This is a genomic window from Streptomyces sp. NPDC127119, assembly GCF_042677425.1.
GTDB lineage: Bacteria > Actinomycetota > Actinomycetes > Streptomycetales > Streptomycetaceae > Streptomyces.
This window is the reverse complement of the sequence record NZ_JBHXTO010000071.1, coordinates 1-12,440: the sequence shown is the minus strand read 5'-3', so window position 1 is coordinate 12,440 and position 12,440 is coordinate 1. Positions and strand designations below refer to the sequence as shown.

General features: G+C 70.2%; 10 protein-coding genes. 9 read left to right on the top strand and 1 reads right to left on the bottom strand.

All coding sequences use genetic code 11. The features are described 5' to 3' along the window. From ACFVH5_RS26400 to ACFVH5_RS26385, 4 genes are all read left to right on the top strand, one after another. Positions 1 to 735: a YggS family pyridoxal phosphate-dependent enzyme gene (locus ACFVH5_RS26400; protein WP_384809304.1), complete on the top strand. Its 735-nt coding sequence runs from the start codon at positions 1 to 3 to the stop codon at positions 733 to 735. Between the two features lie 127 nt (positions 736 to 862). Then, entirely contained in the window at positions 863 to 1,504 is a 642-nt protein-coding gene (locus ACFVH5_RS26395) for a cell division protein SepF (RefSeq protein ID WP_384809302.1), read from the top strand. Positions 1,505 to 1,554: 50 nt separating this feature from the next. After that, positions 1,555 to 1,839, top strand: coding sequence for a YggT family protein (locus tag ACFVH5_RS26390; RefSeq protein WP_107017493.1), 285 nt, complete (start codon positions 1,555 to 1,557; stop codon positions 1,837 to 1,839). A gap of 55 nt (positions 1,840 to 1,894) precedes the next feature. Further along, positions 1,895 to 3,115, top strand: a complete 1,221-nt coding sequence (locus ACFVH5_RS26385) for a DivIVA domain-containing protein (protein ID WP_385836251.1) — start codon at positions 1,895 to 1,897, stop codon at positions 3,113 to 3,115. Positions 3,116 to 3,425: 310 nt separating this feature from the next. Here the strand turns inward: ACFVH5_RS26385 and ileS are convergent, their stop codons facing one another. Further along, a complete protein-coding gene (ileS, locus tag ACFVH5_RS26380) occupies positions 3,426 to 6,590 on the bottom strand; it encodes an isoleucine--tRNA ligase (RefSeq protein ID WP_385836250.1) in 3,165 nt (1,054 codons plus the stop codon). Positions 6,591 to 7,200: 610 nt separating this feature from the next. Here ileS and ACFVH5_RS26375 point away from each other — a divergent pair. The 5 genes from ACFVH5_RS26375 (at position 7,201) to ACFVH5_RS26355 (ending at position 12,310) form a co-directional block, all read left to right on the top strand. After that, on the top strand, positions 7,201 to 8,262 hold the full coding sequence (locus ACFVH5_RS26375; protein ID WP_385836249.1) for a TraR/DksA family transcriptional regulator: 1,062 nt from the start codon (positions 7,201 to 7,203) through the stop codon (positions 8,260 to 8,262). Between the two features lie 114 nt (positions 8,263 to 8,376). Further along, positions 8,377 to 9,000: a signal peptidase II gene (gene lspA / locus ACFVH5_RS26370; RefSeq protein ID WP_385836248.1), complete on the top strand. Its 624-nt coding sequence runs from the start codon at positions 8,377 to 8,379 to the stop codon at positions 8,998 to 9,000. An 81-nt stretch (positions 9,001 to 9,081) separates the two neighbouring features. Beyond that, positions 9,082 to 10,026 (top strand): RluA family pseudouridine synthase, encoded by a 945-nt coding sequence (locus tag ACFVH5_RS26365; protein WP_107017498.1) that lies wholly within the window; start codon positions 9,082 to 9,084, stop codon positions 10,024 to 10,026. After that, positions 10,023 to 10,505, top strand: a complete 483-nt coding sequence (locus tag ACFVH5_RS26360; protein ID WP_385836247.1) for a GNAT family N-acetyltransferase — start codon at positions 10,023 to 10,025, stop codon at positions 10,503 to 10,505. The genes ACFVH5_RS26365 and ACFVH5_RS26360 overlap by 4 nt, the downstream gene beginning before the upstream one ends. Positions 10,506 to 10,723: 218 nt before the next feature. Further along, on the top strand, positions 10,724 to 12,310 hold the full coding sequence (locus ACFVH5_RS26355) for a Na+/H+ antiporter (protein WP_385836246.1): 1,587 nt from the start codon (positions 10,724 to 10,726) through the stop codon (positions 12,308 to 12,310). Positions 12,311 to 12,440 lie beyond the last annotated feature (130 nt).

Sequence of the window (12,440 nt, the reverse complement as noted above, 5' to 3'; positions counted from 1 at the left end):
ATGACGGACCGCAGGAGCGAACTCGCCGGGAATCTGGCGGACGTGGAGGAGCGTATCGCCGCCGCCTGTGCGGCGGCCGGACGCAAGCGTGAAGAGGTGACCCTGATCGTGGTCACCAAGACCTACCCCGCCGACGATGTGCGGATCCTGTCGGAACTCGGTGTGCGGCACGTCGCCGAGAACCGGGACCAGGACGCCGCGCCCAAGGCCGCGGCCTGTTCCGGGCTGCCCCTGTCCTGGCACTTCGTGGGCCAGCTGCAGACCAACAAGGTGCGTTCCGTGGTCGGTTACGCCGACGTCGTGCAGTCGGTCGACCGGGCCAGGCTCGTCACCGCCCTGTCCAAGGAAGCGGTGCGGACCGAGCGCGAGGTGGGCTGCCTCATCCAGGTTGCGCTCGACGCGGAGCAGTCCGCAGCGGGAAAGGGTGGACTGGGGGAGCGCGGTGGTGTATCGGCCGAAGGCGTCGAGGAGTTGGGCGAACTCGTCGCCCGGGCGCCGGGTCTGAGGCTCGACGGACTGATGACCGTCGCTCCGCTCACCGGCCCGTACGCGGGGCGTGAACAGGCGGCGTTCGAGCGCCTGATGGATTTGTCGACTGACCTGCGCCGCGCTCATCCGGCTGCCAACATGGTCTCGGCAGGGATGAGTGCGGACCTCGAACACGCGGTGACGGCCGGAGCGACACATGTACGCGTCGGCACCGCGGTACTCGGCGTCCGCCCCAGGCTCGGGTAACGTCGCCAAGAAGTCGGACCACAGCAGAAAATATGGTCATTACCGCCGCTGGCGGGCAGACGACCTCGTGGATCGCGGGCACTTGGCAACAGTCAGCCGATCCACCACAGAGCGGAGGACTCAGAGCATGGCCGGCGCGATGCGCAAGATGGCGGTCTACCTCGGCCTCGTGGAGGACGATGGGTACGACGGCAGGGGCTTCGACCCCGATGACGACTTCGAGCCCGAGCTTGACCCGGAGCCCGAGCGGGACCGCCGACGGCATGAGCCGTCGCATCAGTCGCACCAGGCACACCAGTCACAAAGGGACGAACCGGTACGAGTGGTGCATCCACCGGTGCAGCGCGAGCCCGTGCCCCATTCCGCTTCGCTGGGCGCGGAATCCGGCCGCCCGGCCCGCATCGCCCCCGTGGCGTCCATCACACAAGAACGTCAAAGCCTGGAGAAGAACGCACCGGTGATCATGCCCAAGGTCGTGTCGGAACGAGAGCCGTACAGGATCACCACGCTGCACCCCCGGACCTACAACGAGGCCCGTACCATCGGGGAACACTTCCGTGAGGGCACCCCGGTGATCATGAATCTGACCGAGATGGACGACACGGACGCCAAGCGACTTGTCGACTTTGCGGCCGGTTTGGTGTTCGGTCTCCACGGGAGCATCGAGCGGGTGACGCAGAAGGTGTTCCTGTTGTCGCCTGCTAACGTCGATGTCACGGCGGAGGACAAGGCTCGCATCGCAGAGGGCGGGTTCTTCAACCAGAGCTGAGACGCAGGACCGGAACAGCAGGGAAACAGGGGAGAGGGACGCACGGAATCATGAGCGTGGTCGGGCAGGTTCTCTACGTCGTGCTGATGTGTTTCCTCATCGTGCTGATCTTCCGGTTGGTCATGGACTACGTGTTCCAGTTCGCCCGCTCATGGCAACCCGGCAAGGCGATGGTGGTCGTTCTTGAGGCGACCTACACTGTCACTGATCCACCGCTCAAGCTTCTGCGGCGGTTCATTCCGCCGCTACGTCTCGGGGGCGTGGCGCTCGACCTGTCCTTCTTCGTACTGATGATCATCGTCTACATCCTGATCTCCGTTGTGAGCCGGCTGTGAACGATACGGTCTTGCCGAACGCCGACGATGCCGACGACTACGTTGAGGTGAAGAGATGCCGTTGACCCCCGAGGACGTGCGGAACAAGCAGTTCACGACCGTCCGCCTCCGAGAAGGCTATGACGAGGACGAGGTCGATGCCTTCCTCGATGAGGTCGAAGCCGAACTGACCCGCCTGCTCCGCGAGAACGAAGACCTGCGCGCCAAGCTGGCCGCCGCCACACGCGCCGCCGCGCAGAACCAGCAACAGGGCATGCGCAAGCCTCCCGAACAGCAGGATCCCCAGCAACAGCAGGGCCCGCCACAGGGCATGCGCGGCGGTCCCGGCGCTCCCGTGCCCGCCGGCATATCGGGTCCGCCGCAGCAGCAGATGGGCGGCCCCATGGGCGGCCCGCCGCAGCTGCCGAGCGGTGCCCCGCAGCTTCCCGCGGGCCCCAGCGCCCAGGGTGGCCAGCAGGGTCCCGGCCAGATGGGTCCCGGCCAGATGGGCCAGGGTCCGATGGGCCAGGGCGGCATGGGTCAGGGCCCGATGGGCCAGGGCGGTATGGGACAGGGTCCCGGCCCCATGCAGGGACAGATGCAGCAGCAGATGCCCCAGCAGATGGGCGGCCCGATGGGCGGTCCCATGGGTGGTCCGATGGGCGGGCACGGCCCGCAGATGGGACAGCCCGGTCAGGGCCCCGGTGGCGACAGCGCCGCCCGTGTGCTCTCGCTGGCCCAGCAGACCGCCGACCAGGCGATCGCCGAGGCCCGTTCCGAGGCCAACAAGATCGTCGGCGAGGCCCGCAGCCGCGCCGAGGGTCTGGAGCGCGACGCCCGTGCCAAGGCCGACGCCCTGGAGCGGGACGCGCAGGAGAAGCACCGCGTCGCGATGGGCTCCCTGGAGTCCGCCCGCGCCACGCTGGAGCGCAAGGTCGAGGACCTGCGAGGCTTCGAGCGCGAGTACCGTACGCGTCTGAAGTCCTACCTGGAGTCGCAGCTGCGTCAGCTGGAGACCCAGGCCGACGACTCGCTGGCTCCGCCGCGTACGCCGGCGACCGCCTCGCTTCCGTCGTCGCCGAGCCCGTCCATGGCTCCGGCCGGGGCGAGCGCGCCGTCCTACGGTGGCAACCCGATGGGCGGCCCCGGTCCCGGTGCGCAGTCCTACGGCGGCCAGCAGCAGATGTCGCCGGCCATGACCCAGCCGATGGCGCCGGTTCGGCCGCAGGGGCCTTCGCCCATGCAGCAGGCGCCTTCGCCGATGCGTGGCTTTCTGATCGACGAGGACGACAACTGACGGCCTCCCGTACGCCTTAGGCGTCGGCAGCGTTCAGGGCGGAGCCCCCGGTTTTCCGGGGGCTCCGCCCTTTTGTTGCCTCTGCGGCGGGTGACGGCGGGGGGTGACGGCAAAGGCCCCGGGCCACCAGGTTTCTGGTGGGCCGGGGCCTCGTTGGTGCGCGGAGCTGGGGCTCGGGTTACGGCGTTGTTGGCGGCCTGCGCTTGCAGGTGCCGCTGCGCCCACCCTCCCCCAGTCTCGGCTTCGCTCGACCGGGGGGACCCCCATCGCCCCTAGCGGCACGCATGCCCGCAGGGCGGCGGGGGCGGGGTTATGCCTTGCGGAGGTGGAATGTCAGGGACAGGGGCTCGTCCGTGAACGGTGGGCCGTATGTGTCGTCCGGCTCGGACTGGGCGAAGTCCGTGGCCAGGACCTCGTCCGAGATCAGGGTGGCGTGCTCGGTGAGCGCCGCGATGACCTTCGGGTCCGTGGACGTCCACCGCAGGGCGATCCGGTCGGCCACGTCGAGGCCGCTGTTCTTGCGGGCCTCCTGGATCAGCCGGATGGCGTCCCGGGCCAGACCCGCCTGCCGCAGCTCCTCCGTCAGCTCCAGGTCGAGTGCGACCGTGGCCCCGGAGTCCGAGGCGACGGACCAGCCCTCGCGAGGGGTCTCTGTGATGATGACCTCGTCCGGGGCGAGCGTGACGGTCTCGCCGTCGACCTCCACCGACGCCGTGCCCTCGCGCAGGGCCAGGGACAGCGCCGCCGCGTCGGCCTCGGCGACGGCCTTCGCCACCGCCTGGACGCCCTTGCCGAACCGCTTGCCGAGCGCGCGGAAGTTCGCCTTCGCCGTCGTGTCGACCAGCGAGCCGCCCACCTCGGACAGCGACGCGAGGGAGCTCACGTTCAGCTCCTCGGTGATCTGCGCGTGCAGCTCACGGTCGAGGGAGCCGAAACCGGTCGCCGCCACCAGCGCGCGGGACAGCGGCTGGCGGGTCTTGACACCCGACTCCGCGCGCGTGGCACGGCCCAGCTCCACGAGACGGCGTACGAGCACCATCTGCTTCGACAGCTCCGGGTCGATGACGGACAGGTCCGCCTCCGGCCAGGTCGACAGGTGCACGGACTCCGGGGCGTCGGCGGACACCGGCACCACGAGGTCCTGCCAGACCCGCTCGGTGATGAACGGGGTCAGCGGGGCCATCAACCGCGTGACCGTCTCGACGACCTCGTGGAGGGTGCGCAGCGCCGCCTTGTCGCCCTGCCAGAAACGGCGACGGGACCGGCGTACGTACCAGTTCGACAGGTCGTCGACGAAGGCCGAGAGCAGCTTGCCGGCGCGCTGGGTGTCGTACGACTCCAGAGCCTGCGTCACCTGGTCGGTGAGCGCGTGGAGTTCGGACAGCAGCCAGCGGTCGAGGACCGGGCGGTCCGCCGGGGCCGGGTCGGCCGCGCTGGGCGCCCAGCCCGCGGTGCGCGCGTACAGCGCCTGGAAGGCGACCGTGTTCCAGTACGTGAGGAGCGTCTTGCGGACGACCTCCTGGATGGTGCCGTGGCCGACGCGGCGGGCCGCCCAGGGGGAGCCGCCGGCCGCCATGAACCAGCGCACGGCGTCCGCGCCGTGCTGGTCCATCAGCGGGATCGGCTGCAGGATGTTCCCCAGGTGCTTGGACATCTTGCGGCCGTCCTCGGCGAGGATGTGGCCGAGACAGACCACGTTCTCGTACGACGACTTGTCGAAGACCAGCGTGCCGACGGCCATCAGCGTGTAGAACCAGCCGCGGGTCTGGTCGATGGCCTCCGAGATGAACTGCGCCGGGTAGCGGCTCTCGAAGAGCTCCTTGTTCTTGTACGGGTAGCCCCACTGCGCGAACGGCATCGAACCCGAGTCGTACCAGGCGTCGATGACCTCCGGCACGCGCGTGGCCGTCTGCCCGCAGCCGTCCTGGGGGCAGACGAAGGTGACCTCGTCGATGAACGGGCGGTGCGGGTCCAGCTCCGACTGGTCGCTGCCCGTCAGCTCGGTGAGCTCCGCGCGGGAGCCGACGACGGTGAGGTGGTCGTCCTCGCAGCGCCAGATCGGCAGCGGGGTGCCCCAGTAGCGGTTGCGGGACAGCGCCCAGTCGATGTTGTTGTTCAGCCAGTCCCCGTAGCGGCCGTTCTTGACCGAGTCCGGGAACCAGTTGGTCTTCTCGTTCTCCTGGAGGAGCCGGTCCTTGACCGCCGTGGTGCGGATGTACCAGGACGGCTGCGCGTAGTAGAGGAGCGCGGTGTGGCAGCGCCAGCAGTGCGGGTAGCTGTGCTCGTACGGGATGTGCTTGAAGAGCAGACCGCGGTTCTGGAGGTCCTCGGTGAGCTGTTCGTCGGCCTTCTTGAAGAAGACACCGCCCACGAGGGGGACGTCCTCCTCGAAGGTGCCGTCGGGGCGCACGGGGTTCACGACCGGCAGCCCGTACTCGCGGCACACCTTGAGGTCGTCCTCACCGAAGGCGGGGGACTGGTGGACGAGACCCGTACCGTCCTCGGTGGTCACGTACTCCGCGTTGACCACGTAGTGGGCGGGCTCGTCCTTCGGGAACTCGACGAGCTCGAAGGGGCGTTGGTACGTCCAGCGCTCCATCTCGGCGCCCGTGAAGGACAGGCCGGTGGTCTCCCAGCCCTCACCGAGGGACTTCCCGACGAGCGGCTCGGCGACGACGAGCTTCTCCCGGCCGTCCGTCACGACCACGTACGTCACGTCGGGGTGCGCGGCGACCGCCGTGTTGGACACCAGGGTCCACGGGGTCGTCGTCCACACCAGGAGCGCGGCCTCGCCCGCGAGCGGACCGGAGGTGAGCGGGAAACGGACGAACACCGAGGGGTCGACGACCGTCTCGTAGCCCTGCGCCAGCTCGTGGTCGGACAGGCCCGTGCCGCAGCGCGGGCACCAGGGCGCGACGCGGTGGTCCTGGGTCAGCAGGCCCTTGTTGAAGATCTCCTTGAGCGACCACCAGACGGATTCGATGTACTCCGGGTCCATCGTCCGGTACGGGTCGTTCAGGTCGGCCCAGTAGCCCATGCGGGTCGTGAGCTCTTCGAACGCGTCGGTGTGGCGGGTCACGGACTCACGGCACTTGGCGTTGAACTCGGCGATGCCGTACGCCTCGATGTCCTTCTTGCCGTTGAAGCCCAGCTCCTTCTCGACCGCCAGCTCCACCGGGAGGCCGTGGCAGTCCCAGCCGGCCTTGCGGCCCACGTGGTAGCCGCGCATGGTGCGGAAGCGCGGGAAGACGTCCTTGAAGACGCGGGCCTCGATGTGGTGGGCGCCCGGCATGCCGTTGGCCGTGGGCGGGCCTTCGTAGAACACCCACTCGGGGCGGCCCTCGGACTGCTCCAGGGTCTTGGCGAAGATCTTCTGCTCGCTCCAGAAGTCGAGCACGGCGTGCTCAAGAGCGGGCAGGTCGATCTGGGCCGGTACCTGGCGGTACTGCGGCTGTGTACTCGGCTGCGTATCCAACGAACTTCCTCCGGCGGACTTCTGCCTTCCGTCCGGAGGGACGAGAGCTGGGCTGTCACCTGCGCCGTGTGCGGCGCGCTCCCGCGGTACCACCCTCCTTGGCCCTCCGCCGCTTTCCGCACGCCGGTGGGCCCCCTCATTGGGGTCGCGATACCGGTTCTACCGGCCGCTGCGGGCTCGCTGCGGCTTTCTTCCGGCGGCTCCGGGGTGATCTTCGCGTCGCGCTCGCCCCCGGGCTCACACCGTCCCCGGGTCGCTCCTGGCCGCTTACGCCGCTACTCGTCCCCATCCATGCTTCTCGCTCCGGCCAGTGTACGGCGCCGGGCCGACAGCGGCCGACCGGTTTTACGGGGCCCGCGGGGGAGGGGCGCCGACGCCTGGAAGCGGTGGGCACTGACCCGAATGCCGACGCGCCGGAGTTCGCGTCCCGGGACGGCCGACGCGGCGGATTACCCGGCGGGGAGCTGGGCACAACGCTTGCAGACTCGCCGCGCGGTACGCGCGGGGCGGGCGGATCGGGCGGCGTGCCCCGTTGCCGCGGGACTCAAGTCGATTTATCGTCCCAGCACGATTCGCGTGCAAGGTCACAAAATGTGAAGGGGCCGCGGCCATGGTGGCGAAGAAGACCGCCGTACAGCAGTCGGCGTCCGGCAGATCCATGGGGGCGGCCGGTGACTCCGGGGCGGCTGCCGAGGATGTCAGCGGCAGAAAGAGCGCCACCGGGAAGACCGCCGGTGCGAGCAGGGCCGCCTCCGGGACGAGCGCGGAGGCGAGCGAGGGCACGGCCTCCACGGAGACGGCTTCCACGGGGACGGCCTCCACGAAACCGGCCTCTACGAAGAAGCCTCGTACGAAAACGGTCGCTACGAAGGCGGCTGCCAAGAAGGCGGCCACAAAGAAAACGGCTGCCAAGAAGGCCGCTGCCGGGAAGACGGTCGCCGCCAAGACGGCTTCGGCCAAGACGGCTTCCGCCAGGGCCGCGGTCTCCGAGGAGACGGCGGCTTCCGCGGAGAAGGCCGCCGGCGGGGCGGCGCCCGCCAAGAAGACGGCCGGGAAGTCCGCCGAGCCGGTGAAGCGGGCGCCCCGCAAGGCGGCCGCCGCGAAGGGCACACGCACGGCCACGAAGACGGTCGCTTCCGCGGCCGACGGAGCAGCGGCACAGGCCGCCGAGACGACGGGAGCCACGACGGTGGTTGCGAAGAAGACCTCTGGCACGGCCGCGGCGGCGGACAAGCCCACCGCGGTTCCCAAGGCACGGGTGGCCGCGGCGGAGCCCGGCGAGCTCGCGGTACGCCCCGGCGAGGACCCCTGGACGCCGGAGGAGGCCACGGAGGCGCGCGACGAGCTGCTCTCCGAGGCCCTGCGGCTGCGGGCCGAGATCACGCACTCCGAGGAGTCCCTGGCGGGGCTGATGCGCGACTCCGGGGACGGCGCGGGCGACGACCAGGCGGACACCGGCACCAAGAACATCACGCGCGAGAGCGAGATGGCCCTCGCGGCCAACGCGCGGGAGATGCTGGAGCAGACCGAGCGCGCCCTGGAGCGCCTGGACGCGGGTACGTACGGGCTCTGCGAGAACTGCGGCAACGCCATTGGGAAGGCCCGGATGCAGGCCTTCCCGCGGGCCACGCTGTGCGTCGAGTGCAAGCAGAAGCAGGAGCGCCGCTACTGACGTCCCGCTGATCGCGCACCGATCCGCCCGGTGTGCCTCCTGGGCACCTGGCCGCGGCGGACCGTGCCGTACCCTCGTGCTCAGTCAGGCACCTAGGTTGAGGGACTTACTCACGTGGCAGAGGCGGAGCGCATCATCGGTACGCCGGATACGCCGGATACGCCGGATACGCCGGAAACCCCGGGCGCGGCGGAAGCCGAGCCGGAGCAGTCCGACGGCGGTGCGACCTCGGACGAGGCCGTGGCGCCCCGGGGCAGGCGCCGGATCGCCGTGCTCTTCACCGTCGCCGCCCTGGCGTACGCGCTGGACCTGATCAGCAAGCTGATCGTGGTCGCGAAGCTGGAGCACCACGAGCCGATCGAGATCGTCGGGGACTGGCTGAAGTTCGAGGCGATCCGCAACGCCGGCGCGGCCTTCGGCTTCGGCGAGGCCTTCACGATCATCTTCACGGTGATCGCCGCCGCCGTGATCGTGGTGATCGCCCGGCTCGCCCGCAAGCTCTACAGCCTGCCCTGGGCGATCGCGCTCGGCCTGCTCCTCGGCGGCGCGCTCGGCAACCTCACCGACCGGATCTTCCGCGCGCCCGGCATCCTGGAGGGCGCGGTCGTCGACTTCATCGCACCCAAGCACTTCGCGGTCTTCAACCTCGCCGACTCCGCGATCGTCTGCGGCGGCATCCTGATCGTGCTGCTGTCCTTCCGGGGCCTGGACCCGGACGGCACCGTCCACAAGGACTGAGCAGGCCGCGGTAGGGCCCGCGGGGGCCGGGCGCGCGGGCTGCCGTGAGCCGGTGTCTCACCCGTCCGGCATACTCGACGGGTGAGTACCGTTCCCGATATCCGTACCCTGCCCGTGCCCGACGGCCTGGAGGGCGAGCGTGTCGACGCCGCCATCTCCCGCATGTTCGGCTTCTCCCGTACGAAGGCCGCCGAGCTCGCCGCGGCGGGGAAGGTCACGGTCGACGGCTCGGTGGTCGGGAAGTCCGAGAGGGTGCACGGCGGCGCCTGGATGGAAGTCGAGATGCCGCAGGCCGCCCCGCCCGTGCAGATCGTCGCCGAACCCGTCGAGGGCATGGAGATCGTGCACGACGACGACGACGTGGTCGTGATCGTCAAGCCGGTCGGTGTCGCCGCGCACCCCAGCCCCGGCTGGTCGGGCCCGACCGTGATCGGCGGCCTCGCCGCCGCCGGGTACCGGATCTCGACCTCGGGTGCCGCCGAGCGCCAGGGCATCGTGCACCGCCTCGACGTGGGCACCTCGGGCCTGATGGTGGTGGCCAAGTCGGAGTACGCGTACACGTCGCTGAAGCGCCAGTTCAAGGAGCGCACGGTCGACAAGCGGTACCACGCGCTCGTCCAGGGCCACCCCGACCCGACCAGCGGCACGATCGACGCGCCCATCGGCCGGCACCCGAACCACGACTACAAGTGGGCCGTCACCGCCGAGGGCAAGCCCTCCGTGACGCACTACGACCTGATCGAGGCGTTCCGCGCGGCCTCGCTGCTCGACATCAAGCTGGAGACCGGGCGCACGCACCAGATCCGCGTCCACATGTCCGCCCACCGGCACCCCTGCGTCGGCGACCTCACGTACGGCGCCGACCCGACGCTCTCCAAGCGGCTCGGGCTCACCCGGCAGTGGCTGCAGGCGGTACGGCTCGGCTTCGAGCACCCCGGGGACGGGCAGTGGGTCGAGTTCGAGGCCGGCTACGCCGACGACCTGCAGCAGGCGCTGGACCGTGTGCGGGAGGAAAGCAACGCATGAGCCCGTCGCCGAGCCCGTCGCCCTGCGTGGTGCGGGTCGCCGAGGATCCCGCCGACCGTGAGGCCTGCTTCGCGGTGCGCAAGGAGGTCTTCGTCGTCGAGCAGGAGGTCCCCGAGGACCTGGAGTACGACGCGTACGACGCCGTCGCCGTGCACGTGCTCGCCGTGGGCGAGGACGGGCTCCCGCTCGGCGCGGGGCGGCTGCTGCACGGGGAGGCGGCGGCCGGGCGGACCGGTGGGGAGCCCGGCGTCGGCGCGCTGGGGCGGCTCGCCGTCGTGAAGGCCGCGCGGGGGCTGGGCGTGGGGGTGGCGCTCGTGCGGGGCATCGAGGATGCGGCACGCGCGCGTGGGCTCGTGGCGGTGGATCTGCACGCGCAGACGCATGCGCTGGGGTTTTACGAGCGGTTGGGGTACGTGGCCTATGGGCCCGAGTTTCCCGACGCCGGGATCGCGCATCGGGCGATGCGGCGTGCGCTTTAGGGGTTCGGGTTGCTCCGGGGGGCTTGGGGTGGTCTTCGGGTGCGGGTCCGGTGGGGGCCGATCGCGCAGTTCCCCGCGCCCCTGAAGGGCGCCCTTCAGGCGCTCCTGACGGGCGCTCGTGATGCGGTGGCCTGGTGCGTCTGCGTGTGGAAAGTGATTGCGGTGGCACGCTTGGGGTCTGGCCTGTTTTGACCGTCTAGATCCCTGGAGCCCTGAACGTGGACCAGTTGGCCCTGTTGTTCGTGCTGTTGCTCGGGGCCGTCGTCAGCGTTCCGCTGGGGGACCGCTTCGGGCTTCCCTCGCCGGTGCTGATGACCCTCCTCGGGATCGTGCTGGCCGTCCTCGACTTCGTACCGAACGTGGACATCCCGCCCGACCTGATCCTGCCCGCGCTGCTTCCGCCGCTGCTCTACGCCGCCGTACGGCGTACCTCCTGGCGGCAGTTCACCGCCAACAAACGGCCGATCTTCCTGCTCGCCGTGGCTCTGGTCTTCGTCACCACGGCCGTGGTCGCCGCGGTCGCCCACTCGATCGTGCCCGGCCTGCCCATCGCCGCCGCCGTCGCGCTCGGCGCGCTGGTGGCGCCGCCCGACCCGGTCGCCGCGACCGCCGTCGCGGGACAGCTCGGACTGCCGCGCCGCCTGGTGTCGATCCTGGAGGGCGAGGGGCTGTTCAACGACGTGACGGCCATCGTGCTCTACCACGTCGCCATCGCCGCCGCGATCAGCGGCTCCTTCTCGGTACAGGGCGCAGCCCTCGACTTCCTGCTGTCCGCCGTCGTCGCGGTCGCCGTGGGGCTCGGGCTCGGCTGGGCCACGAACCGGCTGATGGACTCGCTCGGGGACCCGACGCTGCAGATCAGCCTGACCCTGCTCGTGCCGTACGCGTCCTACGTGCTGGCCGAGGAACTGCACGGGTCCGGGGTGCTGGCGGTGCTGACCACGGCGTTGTTCCTGGCCGAGTACGCGAACAACGCCGACGACGTCATGACGCGGCTGGCCGGGCACACCTTCTGGAACATCGTCGACACGCTGGTCACCGGGGTGGCCTTCGGGCTCATCGGACTGGAACTGCACAACGCGATCCGCACGGCGTCGGGACGCTGGGGGGAGATGCTCGGCTGGGCCGCCGCGATCGTGGGGGTCGTCGTCTTCGTACGGCTGCTGTGGCTGCTGCCGGCCACGTGGCTGACCAAACGGTTGCACGCGAAGCGGGATCTCGACGAGGACATCCCGACGAGCTCGCGGGAGACCGTCGTCATGTGGTGGGCCGGGATGCGCGGGGTGGCGTCCGTCGCGCTGGCGCTGGCCATTCCGCTGGAGACGGAGACCGGGGAGCCGTTCCCCAACCGGGACGAGATGATCTTCATCGCGTTCGGGGTGATCATGGTGACGCTCGTGGTGCAGGGGCTGAGTCTGCCGTGGCTGGTGCGGAAGCTGGGCGTGCAGGCCGACACGGACAGCGAGAAGGAGTTCGAGAAGGCGCTTGCCGTGCGGGCGGCCAAGGCCGCGAAGCAGCGGTTGCGGGAGCTGGAGGAGACGGAGGATCTGTCCGACGAGCTGACCGAGCAGTTGCTGCGGCGGGCGTTCGACATCGGGTACCGGATCAGTCCGGACCTGGGGGAGGACGAACGGCGGGAGGCGCATGAGCAGCGGGCTCGGCGGATCAAGCTGGTGCGGCGGGTTCAGGGGGAGATGCTGTCCGCGGCCCGGCACGAGGTGTTGGCCGCGCGTAGTGAGGCGGGGGCGAATCCGGAGGTCGTGGACCGGGTCCTGCGACATCTGGATGTACGCAGCCTGAGGTAGGCCCTTGCCTTGCTGGGTGCTCCAGCAGGGCAAGGGTCTTGGGCCTGGCGGCCGGGGGTTCGTGGGTTTGTGCGGCCCCGGTGGGGGCCGGCCGCGCAGTTCCCCGCGCCCCTAAAGAGCGGGGCTGCGC

Coding starts and splice junctions, on each gene's coding strand:
- ACFVH5_RS26400 (WP_384809304.1), top strand. CDS start 1: ATGACGGACCGCAGGAGCGAACTCGCCGGGAATCTGGCGGACGTGGAG.
- ACFVH5_RS26395 (WP_384809302.1), top strand. CDS start 863: ATGGCCGGCGCGATGCGCAAGATGGCGGTCTACCTCGGCCTCGTGGAG.
- ACFVH5_RS26360 (WP_385836247.1), top strand. CDS start 10,023: ATGAGCCCGTCGCCGAGCCCGTCGCCCTGCGTGGTGCGGGTCGCCGAG.
- ACFVH5_RS26385 (WP_385836251.1), top strand. CDS start 1,895: ATGCCGTTGACCCCCGAGGACGTGCGGAACAAGCAGTTCACGACCGTC.
- ACFVH5_RS26375 (WP_385836249.1), top strand. CDS start 7,201: ATGGTGGCGAAGAAGACCGCCGTACAGCAGTCGGCGTCCGGCAGATCC.
- ACFVH5_RS26390 (WP_107017493.1), top strand. CDS start 1,555: ATGAGCGTGGTCGGGCAGGTTCTCTACGTCGTGCTGATGTGTTTCCTC.